Origin of the sequence: Pseudomonas protegens, assembly GCF_013407925.2 — a bacterium.
GTDB classification, from domain to species: Bacteria; Pseudomonadota; Gammaproteobacteria; order Pseudomonadales; family Pseudomonadaceae; genus Aquipseudomonas; species Aquipseudomonas fluorescens_AP.
In genome coordinates, this window is the sequence record NZ_CP060201.1 from 5,745,458 (window position 1) to 5,767,915 (window position 22,458).

The window sequence follows — 22,458 nt, forward strand, 5'->3', positions numbered from 1 at the left end:
GTAGACATTTTTATAAAAAAAACACTATATGATGTATTTGATATTTCTAATTAATCTAAAATTAAGTATTTTAATTGCCTTGTATTCTACACTAAACCCGCATATCCATCTCCTCTAGGGATTGCAAAAGCGGATTGAAAGCCTGAGACACAGCCGTTAGCAGAGGTGTAGCTGCTCCCCCCCCCCCAGGGGCCGTCAGCACCCGCGGTACTGAAGCAGCAGTGTGCTGAATGCTTTGGCAGGCTGTTGATCAATCGTCTGTGCGTCATTTATCCCTGGGTCATCACGCCTACCTACCCGTCTCATACTCTCTACCTCCGTCACCACCTCTCGAACCGTTGCCTCCACGTCATCCCGCCAAGAATGCTGAGTGTTATCAGGGATCAAGGCCCCTGCGGCCTGTGGGGATGTCCACTCACGCGGGACTTGCGGCTCCTTACGTCCAAGAGCTTGGGCATCTCATGATCTGGCCCCCTGAGCACCGTTACCGGTGGGCGGGTGGAGGCTGCGTTGGCTGACGAAACCAGCGCCGCGAGATCCTGAGTCGGGTGAAGGCAACGATGCGATGACCGGGGCGTGCCTGGCTGTCAGCCAGGTGCATTCCAGTTACGGACTGCGGCACCATCTGTAGTGGTCAACAATTCCCGGACACAGAATTGAGTTTTTCCTCAACAACCGCTGGCGGCACGAAACCGTTGTACTGATGTGGCCGTGTCCAGTTGTATCGCTGCATGAGGTATCGACCGATGTCCTGCTCGGCCAACGCCTTCGTCATGTAACCCACCGTCGGCACCCACTCGGTTTTCAGGCTACGAAACAGCCGTTCCATTGGCGAGTTGTCGTAGCAGTTTCCCCGTCTGCTCATGCTTTGAGTCATCCGATAGCGCCACAGTCGCTGTTGGAAGCTGCGGCTGCCGTATTGGCTTCCCTGATCGCTGTGAAACAGGACGCCTCGTGGTCTGCCACGCATTTCATACCCCCTGTCGAGCGCCTTGATGACCAGATCGACATCGGGCCTGGAGGACATTGCCCAACCCACCACCCTGCGGCTATACAAATCCAATACAACGGCCAGGTAATACCATCGCCCTTGCGCCCAGATGTAGGTGATGTCGCCGCACCAGGCCCTGTTCGGCGCTGCCACGGCGAACTGCCGATCAAGGAGGTTGGGAATGTCAGGACGTTCAACCGTGGCTTTCTTGTAAGCGTGAGAACCGGGCTGCTTGCTGATCAATCCTTGTTCCTTCATCAAGCTTCTGACCTTGAAGCGTCCCACCTCGACGCCCTCGTCGCGAAGCATGGCAACGATACTGCGGCTACCGGCAGAACTACGGCTTTGGCTGAACAGTTCGTTGATGCGGCTGCGCAGGCTCACCCGGCGAACATCGATACGACGCCGCCGGGCCAAATGGGCGTAATAACAGGATTGGGGCAGCTCGAACACGGAACACAACAGCTGGACGGGATAGTGCTTGGCCAACTGCCGAATCGACTTCAACGTCTGCGCCCGTGTTCCTCGGCCATCAAGAGCGCAGTGGCCTCCTTTAAGATTTTCTTCTCAAGCTCCAGCCGGTTGATGCGGGCCTGAAGCTCCTGAATCGTCTGCTGCTCCGGTGTAAGCGCCTTGGCAGTCGGCGTAACGCCTCCACGTTCCAGTTGCAACTGGGCAACCCAGCGCCGTAATGCGGTCTCACCTACGTCGAGGGATTTGGCGGCCTCAGGGCAGCTATAGCCTTGATCGAGCACCAGGCTGGCAGCCTCACGCTTGAAGGCAGGGGTGAAAGTACGTCGTTGTCTGCTCATTGAACACCTCTGTGTGGCGATCATCTTCGCCTAAAAAGGTGTCCGGAGTTAGTAGACCACTACACAATATTGCTCAAGGTGTCGTTCCTTCCAAGAGTGAAAAGTCGCCACCTGTTGCTGCGAATCAACCGGGGTGTAGTTTGTTCCTTTCGACGGAGCTTTGAAGTGCTGATGACCAGAATCGAGGGTCTGAAAAACTATAGGAGTGCTAGGAATTAGGGACAACAGGTGTCCTGTAGGAACGGTCTCTATTGCGAGTAAGGGCCGGCTGAGATCTTGGAGGAATCTATACCTGTTACATGAGATGAACTTTGCATCAGCAAGACCAACTGCAAGAAGCTTCGGCATGACCCGGTCCATTGATAGCTGTTAACAAATCAGGGTTGGTGGAGTTACTTGTCACGCCTGCACCACCCAATATCCCGCTAAATCGCTGTTTGTCACCACTCAGCACTCAGCCAATTCCTGTTCAATCTGCTCGATGCTAGGCAAGGTCGATTGCAACTCCGCCGGTAGCGCCGCCCTCAGTTGACACTCCGCTACGCCCATGGGTTTGGCGCTGTCACGCAATGCGTACTCCGCCACGACCTTGTTTTTGCTTTTGCACAACAGCAAACCGATGCTGGGGGCGTCTTTCCTGCTTTTCATCTGGCTGTCCACGACTGTCAGGTTGAAGCCCAACTGGCCCAGGTGTTCAGGTTTGAACTTGTCAGATTTCAGTTCGATGACCACATAGCAGTGCAGTTTGAGGTGATAAAAAAGCAGGTCGATGAAGAAGTCTTCTCCGCCCACTTCCAGTGCCACTTGCCGACCAACAAAGGCAAAGCCTGCCCCCAACTCCAGCAGAAATCGGGTGACATGCTGTACCAGGGCATGTTCGATATCGCGCTCGTTTGCTTCTCGGTTGACGTCGAGTAAGTCGAATACATAAGGGTCTTTCAACAGTTGTTGGGCCAGGTCCGAGTTTCGGGCCGGAAACTGCGTTGAAAAGTTGGTTTGTGCCATGCCTTCACGCTCCAGCAAGCGAGTCTCGATGTGCATGCCCAGCACGTTTCGGGACCAGCCGTATTCAACGACCCGTTGGGCGTAGGCCAGGCGTTCTTGTGGAGCTTTCAGCTTGGTGATCAGCAGCAGATTGTGGCCCCACGGCAATTGTCCAACAGCCTGTTGGACAATTTCAGAATCGGGCCAGGCTTCGGCAAAGGCGCGCATGTACATCAGGTTGGCGCGGGAGAAACCCTTCATATCGGGGAAGGTTGCACGCAAGTCCTGAGCCAGTCGTTCGATGATTTTGGCACCCCAGCCTTCGCGGTTCTGGCGTTGGAGTATGTCGTGGCCGATGTGCCAATAGAGTGCGACCAACTCGCGGTTCACTGTCCGCATGGCACGTTGCTGCGCTTGGTGAATACGGGTTTTCAACTCCGCCAGCCAGTCGCTGTAGCCAACGGGTGGGGTGGTCAGCGAGAGGGGGCGAGAGTCGGTCATGCGGCCTCTTTCTGGGGTTTCAGATCAATGCGGGTTTTGATTGCCGAGAGGGCCGGGGAACGAAGTATCAGGATGGAGGCCGGTAGGGCTTTTCATCACGTCTGAAACTGTAGGCAGGGCATTTCTTTGGTACAACGGCAGCGCTGTAAGGCAGGTCTGGTTTGTGCGTAAGGGGTTAGTGTTTTATCGATCCGCTACACACAAGGGGCTTGAAACCAGCAAGGTGGATATCGCCTATAGAGTGACCTTGGCAAAACCATCTGACCTTCAATCGATTTTGCTATCCTGCGCCCCTTTTCCCCACCGCAAGGAACGCAGGCATGACCCAGTCCATTGGCAGCAGTCCGCAAACAAGGGCTGGCCAACAGCGTCACCTGCCACACCTCCTGTTCCGCCTGATCCCAGCACTCTTGCTCGGCCTCTGGCTCATCACCCCAACCGCCCAAGCCAACCCCACCACCACCTACCGCGGCACCCTCGGCGACACCCCGGTTGAACTGGCGCTCACCTACGACTCCCAATACGGCGGCGGCATGTCCGGCTATTGGTTCTCCGAGTCCGAGCGCCTGCCCATGGCCTTGGAATCCACGCCTTTCCATCCCGGCTCTGCGCTTTTGATCAACATCATGGACAACCCGACCCTGCCGGCGACGGCGGTGTCGTTGCAGCCGTTCGCCGAGGGGGCAGAGGCGCTGCAGGGCAGTCTGGTGGATCTGCGCACGGGTACGCAGCAGCCGTTGCAGTTGCAGCGGGTGACGCGCTTTGGCGACAGTCAGCGGGAGGCGTTTGAGGGGGAGTTGTTGCAGCCGGTGTTCGATCGGGATTTCTATTTCAGTGTGCATGCCGCGCGCAAGGCCGGGGAGGAGGTGGCGCAGGTGGACAGTATCCGGGTGATCAGCCGGGCCACCGGTAAGCGGGTGCAGGAGATTAGCGGGCAGTGGTGTCTGTCGTCCGTGGGCACCAGGACGCTGACCTTCGGGCATTTTCATGCCGAGGCGCGGATGGACTTTCAGGTCCAGGGCTATCGCGTGGGGGAGGCGGATGGTCGGGTGTGGTGCTCGCCCACGCAGTATTACTTGTATAGCCGGGATCTGCGGACCTATCGGCGTCATCCGCAGTTGGAGCAGTTCGCGGTGGAGGGTGATCTGCGCTTTTCCCCCAGTGGGCAGATGGAGTTCAGCAAGCAGGACTTCATCAACTACGACCAGCGCACTCGGCGTTGGGATTATTACCGGGTGATCACCCCTGAGCGTTTGGAATATCTGTCTTCGGGCGAGGAGCGTTTCTGATGCGCGGGTTTGATGTTGCTCGTGGGCTGGTGGTGCTGGTGTTGGCGCTGTGGCTGTTGCCGGCGCAGGCGTCCCATGGAGTGTATGAGGGGACCTTGGGCAAGCAGGCGATTGTCTTGACCCTGGGTAGCCAGAATGCGGTCTACCAGGGCACCTATGCCTATCAGCGCTATCGCACGCCGATCCGCCTCAAGCCGACCTTCAGCTACAGCAACAAGACGCTGGCCATGGATGAGCTGGACGAGCAGGGCTTGCCGGTGGCGCGTCTGCAGTTCAATGACTTGATGAACTCCCGCCAGCAGGAGCAGGTGCGCGGCACCTGGACCAGTTATCGCACGGGCAAGTCCTTGCCCATTGCGCTGAAGCTGGTGGGCCTGGTGGATTCGGATCGCTCGTGGCCGCAGCCGGTCACCACGCTGCTGCAGAGTGCTTCCACCAAACGCTGGTATTTCCAGGTGCCGATGCCGGGCAATGATCAGCGGATCACGACGCTGGAGGTGATGGACAAGGCCACCGGCAAGTTGCTGCAGACCCTGGCGGTTGCGGCGCCGGGGTGTCGCAACCTGGGGGTGGATACCTTGCAGGTGCAGGCTGAGGGGGAGCAACTGCGGATTGGCTTTCAGGACTGCAAGTTACCGGGGTTTGCGTGGAATGCGGGCAGTGGGCGTTTTGAGCCGTTGCCTTGAGGCAGGGGATGGAAGCCTTGGGTAATAGAACAAGGATCAGGTGTTGAACCTGGAAACTGTGGAGCCTCGTATGGATGACAAGCAATCCCCTGTGCTGATCCAGGTGTACATGGCCGATGACGATGGCGCCGTTCGCGAGGAGTTGCTGGCGCGGCAGATCGATGAGCATACCTACGAGTTGCTGTCCTCGCCGGGGCTGGCACAGAACCTGGCGCGGGGCGATATCGTTTCAATTCGCAATCCCGATGCTCCGGCGCAAGTGCTGCGCCGGGGTGGGAATTTCTGCATTCAGATCTATGCCGATGACATTGATCCGGCGGTGGTCAGTGCGCTTGAAAGCGAGGTTGCTGGTGAGCTGGGCGGAACCCTGGATGGGCTGTTCGAGGGGAACCTGTCATTCGCTGTTCCCGCGAGGAATGGCATGGACCGTATCAACGCGGTGTTCGATCGCTTCCGCGAGCAAACCGGGATCGAGTGGTACTACGCCAATGTCTATAAAAACCTCGACGGCGATGAGGACGAGACGCTGTTGAACTGGTGGTTGGACTGCTGATTTTCCCCGGGGCCTGGGCATGCCGACAAACAAACCGACCAAGTAGCGACCAAGTCAGCACCCGGTAGTGCTACAGCGTCCGTTCTGTGGTGTGGGCCTGCATGGGCGTAGGGGAGCGCTAATCGTCCAACAGCGTGTTGGACGATTGAGACGTTTACACCGGCATTGGAAAGAGGCGCGCCGACCTTTTGTTTGCTCAATCTGTTGGGTGTGCTTTTTACCGGCGAGGGCGTGCTTGAAGACGCCTTCGCCGGCAAGCCGACTTCTGCGGTGGATGTAGGAAGGGTCTGTCTTTTCTGTAAGGCAGGCTGGAGGCGCTGATTGCGGTGCTGTTCTGTGGGATAACCATCAGCGCAACCCTGGACGTACTGATCGATACCAGGGCGTATCCCACGCAGAGAGGTCGTGGCCATGGGCCAGGAAATGCGGCTGTTTCAGGAGGACTTGCTCAAGGCGGTTGCCGATATGAGCGCCGGTCAGGCTGTGCGTTCAGTGACACTGTTCATGGCGACTCGTCGTCAAGGATGGGCGGGAGCCGCGCAAGGCGTGTTTGTCGAGATTTTGATGGCTGGCCTGTGCCGGCGCTGCAGTTTTTCCGGCAAGCCACAACGCCCGGGATTTCGTGGGCGTTGTAGCCGCTGCCGCAGGCTGCGATCGACCCCGTAGGGGCCGTCTGCCTTAGAAGTTCACCGAAGCACTCAACCGCGCCGTCAGCGGCGCGCCCTGGAACAGGTAGTCGTCGCCCATGTATTCCCCGGCGTCGCGCCAGTAGCGTTTGTCGAACAGGTTGTCCACGGTCAGGCGGAACACGGTGTCGTAGCCATCAATGCGCGTGCTGTAGCGGCTGCCGATGTTGAAGATGGCGTAGGCGCCGGTGGCGACGTTGCCCTGGCGGTCGGCGTATTTGCTGCCGCTGTATTGCATGCCACCCAGCAGGGCCAGGCCGTCGAGCCAGGGCAGGGCGTAGTCGCCTTGGAGGCTGGCCCGCAGGCGGGGGACGTTGAGGGTTTGGTGGCCTTCGTAGGCCGGGGTGCCGGTGCCCTCGACCCGGGAGCGGATCGCCGCGACGCTGGCGGCAATCTGCAGGCGCTGGGTGGCCCAGCCGTTGGCGGAGAGCTCCAGGCCGGTGTTCTTTTGCTGGCCCTGCTGGACGTAGGTGAAACCGCCATCAGCATCCGGGCGTGAGTACTGGTAGGCCTGGCGCATCTGGAACAGGGCGGCGGTAAAGCTCATGCGCTGCCAGTCGTATTTGATCCCGGCTTCGATTTGGCGCGAGACGGTGGGGGCCAGGGTGTTGTAGGCGTTGCTGGCGAACCACGGGGCCTGACCACCCAGGCTCAGGCCCTTGCTGTATTGGGTGTACAGCGAAATGTTGTTGATCGGTTTGTAGATCAGCGCGGCCTGGGGCAGGAACACATAGCGTTGGGTGTGGCGCTGGGTGCCGTCCTGACTGTTGAAGGCTTTTTCATCCAGGCGCACTTCACGCCCGCCGAGAACTGTCTGCCACTGTTCGTTGAAGCTGATGCGGTCGCTGAGGAACAGGCCGTATTGGCGGCTGTCCAGGCGTCGATGAGAGTCGCCGAGTGGGCCGTCGTAGGGGGCAAAGTGCCCGGGTTCGCTGTCGATATTGCCACTGCCGTTGCCGTTGTCGACGCGGTGCATGACCTGATCGCGATTGTCCACCACGCGGCGGAACGCGCTGCTCCCCACACTCAACTCATGGCCCAGGCCCGCTGCGTCGAAGCGGCCGTTGAGCACCGCCTGCACTTCATCGTTGCGCCGGGTGTCGTCGGGGCTGCGGAAGTCGTAGATGTCGTAGTTGCCTTCCGGGCTGAAGTAGTTGCCGTTGGCATTGATGCAGCCGGTGGTGCAGCCGCCCCAGGCAAACGAGCTGTAGTCATCGATCACCACCTTGCTGCGCGACGCACTGAGGTTGCCCTTCCAGTCGTCGTTGAAGCGGTACTCGATACTGCCGCCGATGTTCAGCGATTCATTGGTCACCGGCTTTGAGCCGCTCTGGTGCCCCAGGAGTCTTTTCGGCGAGGCGTGGTGGGGCAGGCTGGAGCCGCCCAGCAGTTGATAGCCCGGGGCCGAGCGCTGCTGCTTGTTCTGGTATTCGATGTCCAGTTGCAGCAGGGCATCGGGGCTGATGTTCCAGTCCAGGGCCAGGGAGGCAAAGTCGCGCTGGCCATTGGCGTGCTCGACGCAGGAGTGCAGGTCTTCATGGGCCAGGTTGGCGCGCAGGCCGAACTGCTGTTCGCTGCCGAACCAGCCGCCCACGTCGGTGGCCAGGTAACCGCTGCCGCGATCGTCGGTGGCGACGGTCACCGAGCGGATATCCGTGGGCCGCTTGGTCACGTAGTTGACCAGGCCACCCGGTTCGCTGACCCCGCTTTGCAGGCCGGAAAGGCCCTTGAGCAGTTCCACCCGCTGTTTGTTTTCCAGGGCGACGTTCTGCTCGCCGGTGATGGTGCGGTTGTTGATCTTGTAGCTGCTGGCCGCGTTCAGGGAGAAGCCGCGCACCTCGAAGTTTTCGTAGTAGCCCACCGGCGCGTAGCTCTGGCCCACCGAGGCGTCGTTCTTCAGTACATCGCTGAGCAACCGCGCCTGCTGATCGAGGATCAACTCTTCGTTGATCACGCTGATGGCGGCCGGGGTGTCCAGCAGCGGCGTTTCGCTGAAGCCGCCCACCGAGGCGCTGTCGGCTTGGTAGCCGGACGGCGCTTGTGTGCTGATGGTCTGGGTCGGCAGTTCGGTGCGTTGGTCACGGCGTGGCTGCCGGCCAGCAGCAGGCCCAGGGTCAGGCGATGGCGCGGCAAGCCAGTGCTGAGGGTGGGGGAGCGGGACGTCGAGTGATCGGGGGGCATGAACATTCCTTGAGGGCGACGCGGTCTGAAGCGCAGGCCTGGGCCGGCCTTTGCAGCAGCGGCTGACTGGCGTGGGGCGGGCCGTGCGGCGGGCATCCGGCTTTCACGGGGTGGTTGCAGCTGTGTGCTGTCGGGCGGGCGCCATCATACAAGCTGCGGCGAGGGGGTAAAGGCACACAGGCACAGGGCCGGTGGGCGCTTGCCGGCCCTGCTGGAGGGAATGCAGGGGTTATGGGTTGGGCTCAGGAGGAGTCACTTGCAGGGATTCGATCTGCTGTTCCAGGGTTGCAATCTTGCCCAGCAGGATAGTGATGAGTTTCTTGTCGTGGCTTCGGGCTTCGGAGGCGACCAGGGATTTTTCCAGGCGGTCGACGATTTCATTGTTCATGCTGCGGTTTTCCTGCTTGGCGATGCGCTTGACTTGGGTGTGAAGCTCACCAGGCAGGCGAACGATGAACTTTTGAGCGGGGGCGCACATGCCGGACCTCGGGTGATATCAAAAAGAAACATCATAGAAAGGTCGGGCCAGGCAGGGCTTCAAGAAAATTCTGAAAAAACAGCAGGATCGGGCTTAGTTTCGCTGAGCGGCATGGGCGACTCGCTGAGCCGAATCCGGGCATTGCGCCGCATAAATCCAGGCCGCTCAATCAAGGGTAGGAGGCGAGGGCGCCAGCCCCTCGCCAGCGCTGGATGTGCGATTGCATCAGGGCCCGTCCGATGGCTCAAGCCCCGTGCCCGACCTCAACGGCGATCCAGCCACACCGTCTGCGCGTTGCAGAACTCGCGCACGCCGAAGTGCGACAGCTCGCGACCGAAGCCGCTTTTCTTCACCCCGCCGAAGGTCACCCGAGGGTCGCTGGCGCTGTAGCCGTTGATGAACACGCCGCCGGTTTCCAGCTCGTCGGTCATCTGCCGGGCCCGTTCCAGGTCCTGAGTGAAGATCGTCGCGGTAAGGCCGAACTCGCTGTCGTTGGCCAGCTCCAGGGCGTGCTCGGCATCCCGAGCGCTGATGATGGCGGCCACCGGGCCGAACAGTTCCTGCCTGAAGGCGGTCATCTGCTCGGTGACGTCTGCCAGCACCGTGGGCGGGTAGTAGTTGCCGGCGCCTTCGACCTTGTCGCCGCCCAGCAGCAGGGTGGCGCCTTCGGCCAGGGTCGCCTGGACTTGCTGGTGCAGTTCGTCACGCAGGTCGAAGCGGGCCATGGGGCCGAGGTAGGTGTCGCAGGCCAGCGGGTCGCCCATCACCAGGGCACGGGTGGCTTCGACGAATTTGCGGGTGAACTCCGCGACCACCCCTTGCTCGATGATCAGGCGCTTGGCGGCGGCGCAGACCTGGCCGGTGTTCTGGTAGCGGCCGATCACCGCGGCCTTGACCGCTTCGTCCAGATCGGCGTCGTTGAGCACGATAAAGGGATCGGAGCCGCCCAGTTCCAGCACGCATTTCTTCAGCGCCGCGCCGGCCTGGGCGCCGATGGCGATGCCGGCGCGCACGCTGCCGGTCAGGGTCACGGCAGCGATGCGGCGGTCGGCGATGGCGCGGGATACGCCGTCCGGGGTGACGTTGAGCAGCTCGAAGACGCCTTCAGGGAAACCGGCGCGCTGCATGACGTCCAGCAGCAGGTAGGCGCTGCCCATGACGTTCGGCGCGTGCTTGAGCACATAGGTGTTGCCGGCCAGTAGTGCTGGCACCGCGCCGCGCAGCACCTGCCAGATCGGGAAGTTCCACGGCATCACCGCCAGCAGCGGGCCCAGCGGGCGGTACTCGATGCGCGCCTTGTTGTTTTCCACCAGGGTCGCTTCCGGGGCCAGCATGGCTGGGCCGTGCTCGGCGTACCACAGGCACAGCTGGGCGCATTTTTCGATTTCGCCCCGGGCCTGGGGCAGCGGCTTGCCCATTTCCAGGCTGATCATCCATGCCATGGCCTCGCTGTTGTCCCGCAGGGCCTGGGCCAGGGCCGTCAGGCGAGTGGCGCGTGCGGCGACGCTCTGGCGTTTCCACAGGGCGAAACCCGCGGCGGCGCGCTCCAGGGTGGCGTCGGTTTCAGCCTCGGACTGGTAGGGGTAGGCGCCAATCTGCTCGCCGGTGGCGGGGTTGATCGACAAGGCGTGGGTGTGGCTGGAAACAAGGCTCATGGCACCGTCCTGCTCGGGTGGGAATGGCAGCAGGTTACGGCGCTGGTTGTTTGCTGAAAACTGAATAATATTAAGCGAGTCGTTCACGTTTGGAGAATGCTATGGATCTGGTCCAGCTGGAAATTTTCAAGGCCGTTGCCGAGCAGGGCAGCATCAGCGCCGCCGCGCAATTGATCCACCGGGTGCCGTCGAACCTGACCACGCGGATCAAGCAACTGGAGCAGGACCTGGGGGTGGAGCTGTTTATCCGCGAGAAAAGCCGCCTGCGCCTGTCGCCCGCCGGGTGGAACTTCCTCGACTACGCCCGGCGCATTCTCGACCTGGTGGCCGAAGCGCGCCTGACCGTGGCCGGCGAGGAACCCCAGGGCCCGTTTGCCCTGGGTTCCCTGGAAAGCACGGCGGCGGTGCGCATTCCGGCCTTGCTGGCGTCCTACAACCAGCAATACGCCAAGGTCGAGCTGGACCTGTCCACCGGCCCCTCGGGGACCATGATCGAAGGCGTGTTGTCCGGGCGTCTGGTGGCGGCCTTCGTCGACGGCCCGGTGCGCCACCCGGCCCTGGAAGGGCTGCCGGTGTTCGAGGAAGAGATGGTGCTGATCGCGCCCCTGGGGCACGCGCCGATTACCCGAGCGCGGGAAGTCAACGGCGAAAGCATCTACGCCTTTCGCGCCAATTGTTCCTACCGTCATCACTTCGAAAGCTGGTTCACCCAGGACGCCGCAGTGCCGGGCAAGATCCACGAAATGGAGTCCTACCACGGCATGCTGGCTTGCGTCAGCGCCGGTGCCGGGCTGGCGCTGATGCCCCGTAGCATGCTGGAAAGCATGCCCGGCTGCGCCACGGTCAGCGTCTGGCCGCTGTCGCCGCGCTTTCGCTTCCTGCGCACCTGGCTGGTCTGGCGGCGCGGCACCGTGTCCCAGAGTTTGAGCAGTTTTGTGAAGCTGCTGGAGGAGAGGGGCGCGGTGCTAGCCGAGGGGTGAATGGGCCATGTCCGGCCGCGCTCGATGGCTGTATGGGGGCGATGTGTGTAGGCTTTCCGGCCTTTGCCCCACACTTGGAAGTGAGCCATGACCGATCAGCTTTGCCTTGTATTCGTCCCCGCGTTGGTGGCGTTGCTGCTGAATGCCGAGAACACCAAGGGCACGCCCCTGACCGAGGCGGAAGTGCTGGAAATTCGTGATAGCGCCGCCTGTATCGCGTTACCCGCGGCGGTTGCGCTGAGCATGGAAAACGAGCGCGGCTATCGCGATCTGGTGGCCGAGGATTGCTGGGAAGAGTGGCAGCAGTATCGGCGCGAGGCGCAAGCCTGAGAGGCGGCCTTGGCGTGATCTCGTAAGTTTGTTGGGGTGGCTGGGAACGGCTTCTCAGCGCCTGCTCAGGGCCAAGCGAGCCGCAAACAGTACGAAGATCATCCCTGTGGTGCGGTCCATCCACTGGATCACCTTTTCCCGCTGCAGCACACCCGCCAGGGGCCGGGTGGCGGCAATCAGCAGCAGCGACCAGATCAGCCCCAGCACCACGTGAATGCTCACCAGGCCAAAGGTCCACAGCACCAGTGGCTGCCCCTGGGGAATGAACTGCGGCAAAAAGGACACATAGAAAATCCCCACCTTGGGGTTGAGCACGTTGCCCAGTAGGCCCTTGAGAAACCAGTTGGCCCCGGTTTTTTCAGCGGTGCCAGCGGGGGAAAAGGTGCGGCGCGGGCGCAGCAGCATGTTCAGCCCCAGCCAGGCCAGGTAGGCGGCGCCGCAGTACTTCAACAGGTTGAAGGCCAGTTCCGACACCGCAATCAAGGCCCCCAGGCCGAAGGCCACGGCCGCTCCCCAGAGCAGGCAACCTGCGTTGATCCCCAGCGCCGCGCGTAGGGCCTGGCGTTTGCCTTCCACAGTGGCGGTGCGCAGCACCAGGGCGGTGTCCAGGCCCGGGGTCAGGGTCAGCAGGGTGGCGGCCAGGGTGAAGGCTAGGAGATTCTCGGTGATCGACATGGGGCAGGTTTCGACGTGAGGTTGCGGGCAGGTTAACAGGCCACGAGCACCGCCGCTTGTGCTGTTTCAAGCACCGGGCGAGTCCTGACTGAAACGCCGATCAGCCATAGAGGTCGGCCAGTTTGAAGGCCCAATCAGCGCTCAGCGCGATGACCTCCAACAGCATGTGCAGCAGTATCGGGACCAACACTGCGCCACTGGCTATGCGCGCGATAGCAAGCACACAGCCACAGGCAAAGAGCAGTGCGATGGACGTCCAGTTGTCGTACTGGGTGTGGAACCCGGCAAAAATGGCCGACGTCGCGATCACGGCAATCCATTTCCAGAGCTGGCTGTTCTCATACGGAAACAGCCGCAGCAGGTAATGGCGGAAATACAGTTCTTCGAGAATCGGTGGCAGCACAATCAGTGAGGCGACTTTGATCAGGGTTTGCCGAGTGTCGAGCCCCGTCAGCAATTCGTTCATGAATGCTTCTTGAGGCAGCGAAAGAAACATGATGATGACGCCACACAGGGCATAGAGCGCGATGAGGCATAGCGCGCCCATTTTTAATGGCTGGATGAATGTTCGCCCGCGCAACTGCGCGGCCAGGCCGGAACGGTACTGGATGGCGAACAGGATGGACAGGGAGAGGGCGGCAGCACCACTGATGATGACGAACACCAGATAACTCTGCATCACGGTCGGCATCAGCAGGATGCCGGGTACTCCCGACAGGATGTACAACAGGGTCGCCAGAATGAACAGGCCAAGCCTGGGAAAGAACCGGTAGGTAGAACGCTCAGGGGCGCAGACCCCAGGCGGGGAAAACAGATGAGTCACAGTCACTCCATGAATGTGGGATAAGCGGGGTGGCATAGTGCCACTCTTGGCTACCGCCGGGAACCGCTTTCAGATGGCATTTGCAAAGGATATTCAGCCTTTGCGCTTGACCAGCGCCAGGTACACCCCCGAGCCTTTCCCGGGTTCGATGTAGTTCGCACCGTCCAGGTCGGCTATCCGGGTTGGTCTTATCTCCAGTTCCAGCTCCGGCGCGCCTTCGTACCATTCGTTGTTGTCGTTCAGTCCTCTTTCGAAGGCATCGAGAAATGCCTGGCAACTGTCGAACTGGCCATAGCTGTAGTTGCCTTGCTGGTCGCTGTAAAAGCGTGAGTAGCTCAGCAGCACGATGCCCCAGCGCTCGATGCGCTCACCGGGACTGGTGCGGGGGATCTGCTTGACCAGGTCCTTGCGGATTTCCCAGGTCTTGTAATAGGCATTCTTGTTGTTGTGCACCACCTTGAATTCGATGGCGGTCGAGGGCTGTTCGCCGTAGCTGTCCTCGACCCAGATATCCACCTTGCGTCGTTCTGCGGCGATCAGCCAGCGCGGCACGTTGCTGCGCGCAACGCTGATGTTGCTGGGACGAAAGTCGTCGCGTTTATCCAGCTGGCCGCCGAGGCCGAGGTGATCGCGATTGATGTCCAGCAATGCCGCCGATTCCAGGCTCAGCCACAGCTCGGGAGCAGTGGTGACCATGATGGATTTGAGGATGCGCTGGCGTTCGTCTTTTTTCAGGTGATTGAGCAGCAGCTCGGTAAAGCCGGGAACAAAGGACATGGGATCTCCTTATCAGGTCCGAATAGGTGGAACGGTCAGATCAATGCCCATCTGTAGGAGCGAGCTTGCTCGCGATGCTTTCCAAAGCGCCGCCTATCCCCTGCCAGTGCGCGTTATCGTTGAGGTTCTTCGCGAGCAAGCTCGCTCCTACGAGAGGGCGACGGTCAATATGGGCCGCGGGGTTCAGGGATGCCCCGTTGCTGTTGCCGGGCTTCGAGCTGTTTGTCCACGGCGCGTTTGCCACTGAGTAGCTTGAGGTGCTGCACGCTGGGCGGTAGCTGGCTGTCGATCAGTGTCAGCAGATCCATCTGTGGGGCCTTGATGATGCGCAGGTCAGCAATGTTCGAGGTTTTCAGGCCGCTGAGTTCCGTCAAGGCCTTGAGATTGGCCAAGCGCAGCCTGCGCAGATGGGGAGTGTCGCCCAGCGCCAGCCGGCTCAATTGCGCCTGATCCTCGATCTGCAGCACTTGCAGCTGTGGAAACCCGTCCAGGTCCAGGCGGTTGAGGCCACGGACCCGCAGGATATCCAGTTCCTTAACGTACGGATTGCGCAGTTCCGGCATGCCCTCGCGGCTGCCGAAGCTCACCGACAGGCTGTGCAGGCCGGACATACGGGCCACCATGCCCAGGGGCGTCTTGGCCGGCATGCGGTGCAAGTTCAGGGTGGCGATGTTCGGGCACTGGCTCAGGACGTCCAGGTTGTGGCTTTGCACACTGATGGATAGCTGGTGCAGGTCGGGCATCTGGTCGATCGGCGCGAGGTCGATGGCGGGGCCCTTGTCCAGGGAGAGCCGCAGTTGTTGCAGGTGCTTGAGGTTGGGCAGGCTGAGCAGTTCAGGCAGGTCGGCGCTGATCACCTGCAGGGCAAACTCCCGAAGCAGGGGCAGGCGGCCGATAGCCTCGTAATGCTCCAGGGCATCGAGGCAGTCCAGGCTCAGGGACTGCACATGGGGTAGGGCCAGCAACACCCGGGCATCGAATGCGCTGCCCGGATAGTGGCTATAGAAACGCACCTTGAGGCGTTCACCGAAACGGGCGCAGAGCGTGTCGAGCTGACTCAGCAGTTCGCCGTCGTACTGTTCGGCCTTGGCGAACTGGACGATGACCTGGGCCTGGTCATCGGCCTCCAGGCGGGCGCTAACCTGCAGTTCCAGGTCGGCCTGGCTGGGGGCTTGAATTCGATGGGGAAACATCAGCGGTCCTTGATGATTTTCGCCGCGGCATCATGCCATTGCGCACGCTTCATCGCCATTTGCGCGCAGGCCCGGCCAACTGCCGGGCCGCCTTGCAGGAAAGGTCACGGGTCGACCTGACCCATCAGCTCGGCCACCGATTCCGGGCGCTTGGCGTAGCGCTGGGCCAGCACCGCGCAGACCATCAGCTGGATCTGGTGGAACAGCATCAGCGGCAGAATCAGCACGCCCAGGGTGCTGCCGGCGAACAGCACCTGGGCCATGGGCACGCCGGTGGCCAGGCTCTTTTTCGAGCCGCAGAAGAGGATGGTGATGCGGTCTTCCTGGTCGAAGCCGAACAGCTTGCCGAGAAAGCTCGACGCCAGCAGCACCAGGGCCAGGAGGATGCAGCAGGCCACCACCAGGCCAGCCAGTTCCCACAGCGGGATCTGGTGCCAGATGCCTTCGTTCACCGCTTCGCTGAAGGCGCCGTAGACCACCAGCAGGATCGAGCCCTGGTCGACGAAGCGCAGCCAGTTCTTGTTGCGCCCGACCCAGGCGCCGATCCAGCGCCGGGCGATCTGCCCGGCGATGAACGGCAGCAGCAGCTGCACGCTGATCTTGACGATGGCATCCAGGGTCGATCCGCTGTCGCCGTGCACGTTCAGCAGCAGGGTCACCAAAAGCGGGGTGAGGAAGATGCCGAACAGGCTCGATGCCGCGGCGCTGCAGATGGCCGCCGGGATATTGCCCCGGGCCAGGGAGGTGAAGGCGATGGCCGATTGCACCGTGGCCGGCAGGGCGCACAGGTAGAGCATGCCCAGGTACAGGTCGTTGCCCACCAGCGGCGACAGCAGCGGCTTGAGCGCCAGCCCCAGCAGTGGGAAGAGCACAAAGGTCAGGCTGAACACCAGCAGGTGCAGGCGCCAGTGGCCGGCCCCGGCGATGATCGCCTCGCGCGACAGCTTGGCGCCGTGGAGGAAGAACAGCAGGCCGATGGCGAGGTTGGTCAGCCAGCCGAAGCCGACCGCCACCTGGCCGCTGGCGGGCAGGAAGCTGGCCAGCAGCACCACGCCGATCAGGGTCAGGGTGAAGTTGTCGGGCAAAAGACGCGAGCGTGTCATAGCGGGATCATCCGGGGGTTGCCAAGTGCGGTGGGGCGACTCTAACGTGGCTGGAATTTACCGACTAACGCCAAGGAGCCCATTAATGCCGCCTAAAGGACATGAGAAAATCGTCCGCCGCAGTATTCCCGGGCTGCCCAGTCTGCCGCGACCGGTGTACGGGCGCACCGAATCCTTGCCCAATCGCGCCTTGACCCGGCGCCACAGCCACCCCTGGGTACAGTTGTCCTACGCGATTGCCGGGGTGCTGGAGATCCAGACCAGCGCCGGGCGTTTTATCGCTCCGCCGCAGCGCGCGGTGTGGATTCCCGCCGGGGTGCCGCACCGGGTATTCAGCTCGCCGCGCACCGAGATGCGCAGCCTGTACCTCGATTGCAGCGTTACCACCTGGGCGGCGACAGACAGCTGCCAGGTGCTGGCGGTCAGCAGCCTGCTGCGCGAGCTGATCCGCGCCTTCAGCGAATTGCCGGTGGAGTATGTCGAGGACAGCGCCGACGGGCGCCTGGCCCAGGTGCTGCTGGACCAGCTGGCCGCCGCGCCGCAACTGGACCTGATGCTGCCGCTGCCCCTGGATCCGCGCTTGCGGGCGATCTACCGCAGCTTGCAGGCGCACCCGGAACAGCCGACCACCCTGAGGCAATGGAGCTACAAGCTGGGTGTGACCGAGAAGACCCTCAGCCGCCTGTTTCTCAAGGATACCGGGCTGACCTTCCGCGCCTGGCGCCAGCGCTTGCGCCTGCTTGGCGCGTTGACCCCGCTGGAGCAGGGCGAGCGGGTCACCGATGTGGCCCTGGCTTGTGGCTATGACTCGACCTCGGCGTTTATCGCTGCGTTTCGCCAGCAGTTCGACGCCACCCCGGGGGAGTTTTTCCGCGATCTATGAAGGCTTGGCCGCTCCTTGTAGCCGCTGCCGCAGGCTGCGAACGGTCGCGAAGCGGCCGCAGCGTTATATCAGGAAGCCGGTGTGGGTCTGCTGCGCAGCCCATCGCAGCCTGCGGCAGCGGCTACAGGGTGCGACGGTGCAGCGGTATGGGATGTGCGGCAGTGCGAAAACTACCGCATGGTGCGACAAGGCGCGGCAGGTCAGGCCCTTGACGGGCGCAGCAGTGCGATCTGCTCCGGCGGCACCAGGGTGCGCAGGGTCTTGTACAGGGCCCGGGTTTCCAGCAGGTTCCAGATCCGCAGCAGGGTTTCCAGGGCGTCCAGCGGTTTGCTGATGAAGTCCCGGGCGCCCAGGGCCAGGGCCCGCAGGCGGGTGTCGCGGGTGGCGTCGGCGGTGAGCACCAGGATCGGCAGGTAGTCGTGGGCCGGGATCCGCCGGTTGAGCTGTTCGAGCACGGCAAAGCCGTCGAACTCGGGCATGTGCAGATCGAGGATCACCAGGTCCGGCTCGAAGCTGTTGAACAGCTCCAGGGTGCGCAGCGGCTGGGTGCTGCTCAGGACGTTGTGCAGGCCTTCGCGGGCCAGCAGCTGTTCCATCAGGTCCAGGTTGGGGCGCTGATCATCGACGATGAGGATGCGCATATCGGCAGTCATAGGGGCTCCGCTAAACAGGCGTCCAGGTGGGCGAAGAACGCCGGGATTTGAATGGGCTTGGTGAGGATCGCCGTGGCGCCGGCTTCCAGCAGGCGGCGCTGGGTCAGTTCGCTGGCGTCGGCGGTGATCATCAGGATCGGCGTGGTGGCGGTGTTGCTGGAGGCCCGCAGCCGCTGCAGCACTTGCAGGCCTTGCAGGTCCGGCAGGTTGACGTCCAGCAGGATCATCTGCGGTGTGTGCTGGCGGGCCAGGTCCAGGCCCAGTTGGCCCTGCATGCTCGACAGCAACTGAATCCCCGGGCGGCGCTGCAGCAGGGTTTCGATCAGCGCCAGGCTTTGCAGGTTGTCTTCGATGCAGAGGATCTTGCCCTGATAGGGGCTGGGCGTGGGCAGCGCCGGCGGTTGCAGCAGTACAGTGGCCGGCGTCGCGGCCGGGGCATCGGGCAGGCGCACGCAGGGCAGTTCGAGGATGAAGCGGCTGCCGCTGCCCGGTGTGCTGTGCACCTCCAGGCTGCCGTCCATCATCTCCAGCAGGCTCTTGCTCAGGGCCAGGCCCAGGCCGGTGCCTTCGACCTTGGGGTCGGCGTCCAGGCGTTCGAAAGGCTTGAACAGGCGTTGCAGGTGATCGGCGGCAATCCCGGCCCCGGTGTCGATCACGGCAATGCGCAGGCGCGGCTCCTCCAGGGTCACCTCGATGCTGACCCGGCCCTGGGCGCGGTTGTACTTGATGGCGTTGGACAGCAGGTTGAGCAGCACCTGGATCAGCCGCTGGCGGTCGGCAATCACCCCGCTGTCGGCGGGCAGTTCCGGCAAGGCACTGAGCTGGATGCCGGCGTCGGTGGCCATCGGCGACACCAGGGTCAGGGCTTCATGCAGCACCGCCGCCAGGGGCATGGGCTCGACGTTCAGCGGCAGGCGCCCGGCTTCGATGCGGGCGATGTCCAGCACCTCGTTGATCAGCCCCAGCAGGTGCTGGCCGGCCCGCAGGATATGCCCGACCTGGGGCCGCTGGCCGGCGCTGGAGTCCATGTCCAGCAGTTGCGCGAAACCGAGGATGGCATTGAGCGGGGTGCGCAGTTCGTGGCTCATGCGCGAGAGGAATTCGCTCTTGGCGCGGCTGGCGCTTTCGGCTTCTTCGCGGGCGGTGCCCAGGGCGATTTCCGCGGCGCGGCGGTCGGTGATGTCCCGGGTGATCTTGGAAAACCCCCGCAGGGCGCCGCTGGCGTCGTATTGCGCGGTGATCACCACGCTGGCCCAGAAGCGGCTGCCGTCCTTGCGGCAGCGCCAGCCTTCTTCCATGTAGTGGCCGTGGGCGGTGGCTTCGCGCAGGGCCATCTCCGGGTGCTGCGGGCATTCCTCCGGCAGGTAGAACAGGGAGAAATGGCGGCCGATGATTTCCTGATCGCGGTAGCCCTTGATCCGTTCGGCGCCGAAGTTCCAGGTGGTGACCATGCCGGCGGTATCCAGGGCGAAGATCCCGTAGTCCTTGACCCCGTCGATGATCAGGCGCAGGCGTTCCTCGTTGTCGCGCAGGGCGCGCTCGCGCTCGGCCAGCAGTTGCCCGGCCTCCACCAGGCGCGTGCCCAGCTGGCCGATTTCATCCAGCTCCGGGGCTTGCGGCAGCAGGGGCTGGCCCAGGGCCAGGCGCTGGGCGTTGCCCTGGACCTGCTGCACCCGGGTGACGATGCCCCGGGACAGCAGCAGCACCGCGACAATGGCGCCGAACAGCCCGCAACCGGCGGCCAGCAGGGTGGCGAACAGCAGGCGCATGCGGGTCGCCGCCGCGGCCGCGGTGCGTTCGGCCAGCAGCGCGTCCTCGTGGATGCGCATGGCGCTGATCTGCTCGCGCAGCACATCCAGCACCTGCTTGTTGTCGATGAGGATCGCGGTCACCGTGGCGCTGTCGTCGCGGCTGCCGTTGCGCAGGGCCACCAGGCCTTCGAGCTTGGTCTGGATCAGCGGGGTGATGCTGTGCAGGTACTCGCGCATGCGCGTGTCGCGCACGTTGCGATCCAGGCGCTGCAAGGCGGCTTCGATCTGCGGGCGGGCCTGGAGGTAGGCGGGCAGGAAGTCCTCGCTGCGGGTCAGCAAGTAACCGCGCACACTGGCCGCGGCCTCGGCCAGCAGGGTGTGCACGGTCTGAATGTCGCCCTGCACCAGCAGCACCCGGCGCACGTCCTCTTCGGCGCGAGCGGTCTGGCGTTCTGCGCTGTAGATCAGCACCAGCGACAGCAGCAGGATCACCAGCGGCAGGGATATCACCACCAGCGCCTTGCCCCGCAGCGGCAGGTCGGCCCAGCGCCGGGCGCTGCGCAGGTTCATGGCCACTGCCCGCTGGGCTGGGCCACCAGCCCCAGGGCGATGCCGCGCACCGCCGCCTGGGTACGGTCGGAGGCGCCGAGCTTGCCGATCACCCGCTCGACGTGGGCCTTGGCGGTGCCGGTGGTGATGCCGAGCTTTTCGCCGATCTCGCGGTTGCTGAAGCCACCGGCCACCAGCCCCAGGACCTGGCGCTCGCGGGCGGTCAGGGCCTGGGCCTGGGGGATCTGGCCGCTGCCGCGCTCGGTCATGCGTCGCAGCAGGCGCGCGCTGACCGCGCTGTTGAGGGCCTCCTCGCCCTGGGCCACCCGTTGCAGGGCGCCGATCACTTCGTCGCGGCTGGCGTCCTTGAGCAGGTAGCCCACGGCGCCGGCGGTCATGGCCGCTTCCAGGTGATCGGGGCTGTCGTCCATGGTGAAGATCACCACCTTGACCTCGGGCTGGCGCTGCTGCAGAAGGCGCGCGGCCCCCAGGCCATTGAGCCGCGGCATGCGGATGTCGAGGATGGCGATGTCCGGGCGCAGTTGCTCGCACAGGGCCAGGGCTTCTTCACCGTCCCTGGCCTGGCCCACCACCTCGAATTCCGGATTGCCCGCCAGCAGGGCGACGAAACCGGTGCGGGTCACTTCATGATCGTCCGCCAGGACCAGGCGTATCAGCGTACTCATAGCACTGGCTCCAAGGGCTGGACGGGAACCCTGGCCAGCAGCCGGGTGCCATTGCCGGGCCGGCTGTCGCAGCTGAAGTAGCCGCCCAGCAGATGGGCGCGTTCGTGCATGGCGACCTGACCCAACTGTTCGGCCACCGGGGCCGGCGAGCTGATGAAGCCGCAACCGTCGTCGCTGACCCCGAGCAGCGCCTGGCCGTCCTCCAGGGCCAGGCTCAGGTGCACCTGCGAGGCCCGGGCGTGCTTGAGGATGTTGTTGATGGCTTCCTGGGCGATGCGGAACAGGGCGATTTCCACTGCGTCGGGCAGGCGCTGCGGCGCGCGCTGGCCCCAGTACACCAGCAGGCCGGCGTCGCGCAGGCGGTCGGCTTCGCGGTCGATGGCCCGCAGCAGGCCGAAGTCGTCGAGCACGTGAGGGCGCAAGCCGCCGATCAGCTGCCGGCCTTCGCCGACGCAACCCTGGGCCAGTTGCAGGATGGTCTGCAGGTCCTGCTGCAGCTCGGCGGACAACGGCGGACAGCGCCCGGCGAAGCCCTGCAGGCGCTGATGGAGTCCGGCCAGGGTTTGCGCCAGGCCGTCGTGCAGGTCATAGGCGACCCGCTTGCGTTCGTCTTCCTGGGCGCTGAACAGGCGCTGCACCAGTTCCGACATGCTGCGTTCCCGGGCTTGCAGGTCGCGCAGCAGGCGCTGGTTTTCCAGGTGCGCGGCCAGCAGGGTGGCCAGCAGTTGCAGGGATTCCAGGTCTTCGCTGTCCGGCGGGCTGATGGGCACGCTGTTGGCCAGCAGCAGGGCGCCGAAGGCCCGGCCGTCGGCGCGGTGCAAGAGCACGCGCAGCACTGCGCTGTCCGGGGTCGGCGGCGGCTCCGGCCACTGCGGGTGATCGGCCAGGGCGCGCAGGCCTTGCAGGCGTTCTTCATGACCCAGGGCGGCGCGGGTGTGGACCACGCCATCTTCGGCCCATTCCAGCAGCAGCCCGTGGTCCATGGCGGCAAAGGCGCAGGCCCGTTGCACCACCCGCTGGCGCATCTGCTCGGGGGGCAGTTGCAGCAGTTCCTGGCCGGTGTCCACCAGCAGTCGCAGGCGCGCGGCGCGGCTCTGCGACTGTCGATACTGGCTGCGCAGGGCCAGGGCGCTGGCGGGGTCGAAGGATGGGGTGGACATGGCGGGGCTCCAGTGCGGCGGCGCTGCTGTTGAACAAAAGCGGGCATTAGACCCGCTGCTGCACGTCACGCCTATCTGC

General features: G+C 63.2%; 20 protein-coding genes and 1 pseudogene. 6 read left to right on the forward strand and 15 right to left on the reverse strand.

Annotation, left to right across the window (positions count from 1 at the left end):
- Positions 1-634: 634 nt before the first annotated feature.
- Positions 635-1,803, reverse strand: a protein-coding gene (locus GGI48_RS26625; RefSeq protein ID WP_103739732.1) for an IS3 family transposase whose coding sequence is annotated in 2 segments (ribosomal slippage) — positions 635-1,542 and positions 1,542-1,803 — 1,170 coding nt in all. Because the reading frame shifts where the segments join, the coding sequence is not laid out codon by codon here.
- A gap of 447 nt (positions 1,804-2,250) precedes the next feature.
- The gene (locus GGI48_RS26630; protein ID WP_179600815.1) at positions 2,251-3,288 is read right to left on the reverse strand and encodes a YhcG family protein; all 1,038 of its coding nucleotides are present in this window, start codon (positions 3,286-3,288) and stop codon (positions 2,251-2,253) included.
- A gap of 320 nt (positions 3,289-3,608) precedes the next feature.
- Between GGI48_RS26630 and GGI48_RS26635 the strand changes: the two genes are divergently transcribed.
- The 3 genes from GGI48_RS26635 (at position 3,609) to GGI48_RS26645 (ending at position 5,816) form a co-directional block, all read left to right on the forward strand.
- Positions 3,609-4,577, forward strand: a complete 969-nt coding sequence (locus GGI48_RS26635) for a hypothetical protein (protein ID WP_179600817.1) — start codon at positions 3,609-3,611, stop codon at positions 4,575-4,577.
- Positions 4,577-5,263 (forward strand): hypothetical protein, encoded by a 687-nt coding sequence (locus GGI48_RS26640; RefSeq protein ID WP_179600819.1) that lies wholly within the window; start codon positions 4,577-4,579, stop codon positions 5,261-5,263. Before GGI48_RS26635 ends, GGI48_RS26640 begins: the two co-directional genes overlap by 1 nt.
- 70 nt (positions 5,264-5,333) lie before the next feature.
- On the forward strand, positions 5,334-5,816 hold the full coding sequence (locus GGI48_RS26645; protein WP_047305252.1) for a DUF4265 domain-containing protein: 483 nt from the start codon (positions 5,334-5,336) through the stop codon (positions 5,814-5,816).
- Between the two features lie 678 nt (positions 5,817-6,494).
- On the opposite strand, the gene GGI48_RS26650 is transcribed toward GGI48_RS26645, so the two are convergent.
- From GGI48_RS26650 to GGI48_RS26660, 4 genes and pseudogenes are all read right to left on the reverse strand, one after another.
- The gene (locus GGI48_RS26650) at positions 6,495-8,567 is read right to left on the reverse strand and encodes a TonB-dependent siderophore receptor (protein WP_260620682.1); all 2,073 of its coding nucleotides are present in this window, start codon (positions 8,565-8,567) and stop codon (positions 6,495-6,497) included.
- Positions 8,568-8,912: 345 nt separating this feature from the next.
- Positions 8,913-9,071 (reverse strand): hypothetical protein, encoded by a 159-nt coding sequence (locus tag GGI48_RS31245; protein ID WP_260620540.1) that lies wholly within the window; start codon positions 9,069-9,071, stop codon positions 8,913-8,915.
- 15 nt (positions 9,072-9,086) lie between these two features.
- Positions 9,087-9,161: pseudogene (locus GGI48_RS31665) on the reverse strand (hypothetical protein); the annotation flags it as partial.
- 263 nt (positions 9,162-9,424) lie between these two features.
- Entirely contained in the window at positions 9,425-10,816 is a 1,392-nt protein-coding gene (locus tag GGI48_RS26660; RefSeq protein ID WP_179600821.1) for an aldehyde dehydrogenase family protein, read from the reverse strand.
- Between the two features lie 101 nt (positions 10,817-10,917).
- On the opposite strand from GGI48_RS26660, the gene ptrR reads away from it, so the two are divergent.
- Both ptrR and GGI48_RS26670 read left to right on the forward strand, forming a co-directional pair.
- Positions 10,918-11,796, forward strand: coding sequence for a putrescine utilization regulator PtrR (gene ptrR / locus GGI48_RS26665; RefSeq protein WP_179600823.1), 879 nt, complete (start codon positions 10,918-10,920; stop codon positions 11,794-11,796).
- A gap of 87 nt (positions 11,797-11,883) precedes the next feature.
- Positions 11,884-12,126 (forward strand): hypothetical protein, encoded by a 243-nt coding sequence (locus GGI48_RS26670; RefSeq protein ID WP_103739724.1) that lies wholly within the window; start codon positions 11,884-11,886, stop codon positions 12,124-12,126.
- A gap of 54 nt (positions 12,127-12,180) precedes the next feature.
- Here the strand turns inward: GGI48_RS26670 and GGI48_RS26675 are convergent, their stop codons facing one another.
- From GGI48_RS26675 to GGI48_RS26695, 5 genes are all read right to left on the reverse strand, one after another.
- Positions 12,181-12,801, reverse strand: coding sequence for a LysE family translocator (locus GGI48_RS26675; protein ID WP_179600825.1), 621 nt, complete (start codon positions 12,799-12,801; stop codon positions 12,181-12,183).
- A 100-nt stretch (positions 12,802-12,901) separates the two neighbouring features.
- Positions 12,902-13,624, reverse strand: a complete 723-nt coding sequence (locus GGI48_RS26680) for a CPBP family intramembrane glutamic endopeptidase (protein WP_103739722.1) — start codon at positions 13,622-13,624, stop codon at positions 12,902-12,904.
- A gap of 93 nt (positions 13,625-13,717) precedes the next feature.
- The gene (locus tag GGI48_RS26685; protein WP_179600827.1) at positions 13,718-14,401 is read right to left on the reverse strand and encodes a hypothetical protein; all 684 of its coding nucleotides are present in this window, start codon (positions 14,399-14,401) and stop codon (positions 13,718-13,720) included.
- Between the two features lie 164 nt (positions 14,402-14,565).
- The gene (locus tag GGI48_RS26690) at positions 14,566-15,594 is read right to left on the reverse strand and encodes a hypothetical protein (RefSeq protein WP_179600829.1); all 1,029 of its coding nucleotides are present in this window, start codon (positions 15,592-15,594) and stop codon (positions 14,566-14,568) included.
- Positions 15,595-15,698: 104 nt separating this feature from the next.
- Positions 15,699-16,697, reverse strand: coding sequence for a bile acid:sodium symporter family protein (locus GGI48_RS26695; RefSeq protein ID WP_179600831.1), 999 nt, complete (start codon positions 16,695-16,697; stop codon positions 15,699-15,701).
- A gap of 85 nt (positions 16,698-16,782) precedes the next feature.
- Between GGI48_RS26695 and GGI48_RS26700 the strand changes: the two genes are divergently transcribed.
- Entirely contained in the window at positions 16,783-17,580 is a 798-nt protein-coding gene (locus tag GGI48_RS26700) for an AraC family transcriptional regulator (protein ID WP_179600833.1), read from the forward strand.
- A gap of 200 nt (positions 17,581-17,780) precedes the next feature.
- On the opposite strand, the gene GGI48_RS26705 is transcribed toward GGI48_RS26700, so the two are convergent.
- From GGI48_RS26705 to GGI48_RS26720, 4 genes are read right to left on the reverse strand one after another with little or no spacing between them, the layout of a single operon-like run.
- Positions 17,781-18,233 (reverse strand): response regulator, encoded by a 453-nt coding sequence (locus GGI48_RS26705; RefSeq protein ID WP_016966775.1) that lies wholly within the window; start codon positions 18,231-18,233, stop codon positions 17,781-17,783.
- Positions 18,230-20,554, reverse strand: a complete 2,325-nt coding sequence (locus GGI48_RS26710; RefSeq protein ID WP_179600835.1) for an ATP-binding protein — start codon at positions 20,552-20,554, stop codon at positions 18,230-18,232. Before GGI48_RS26710 ends, GGI48_RS26705 begins: the two co-directional genes overlap by 4 nt.
- Positions 20,551-21,219: a response regulator gene (locus GGI48_RS26715; RefSeq protein ID WP_016966771.1), complete on the reverse strand. Its 669-nt coding sequence runs from the start codon at positions 21,217-21,219 to the stop codon at positions 20,551-20,553. The genes GGI48_RS26710 and GGI48_RS26715 overlap by 4 nt, the downstream gene beginning before the upstream one ends.
- Positions 21,216-22,379: a sensor histidine kinase gene (locus GGI48_RS26720; RefSeq protein WP_179600837.1), complete on the reverse strand. Its 1,164-nt coding sequence runs from the start codon at positions 22,377-22,379 to the stop codon at positions 21,216-21,218. Before GGI48_RS26720 ends, GGI48_RS26715 begins: the two co-directional genes overlap by 4 nt.
- Positions 22,380-22,458: the final 79 nt, after the last annotated feature.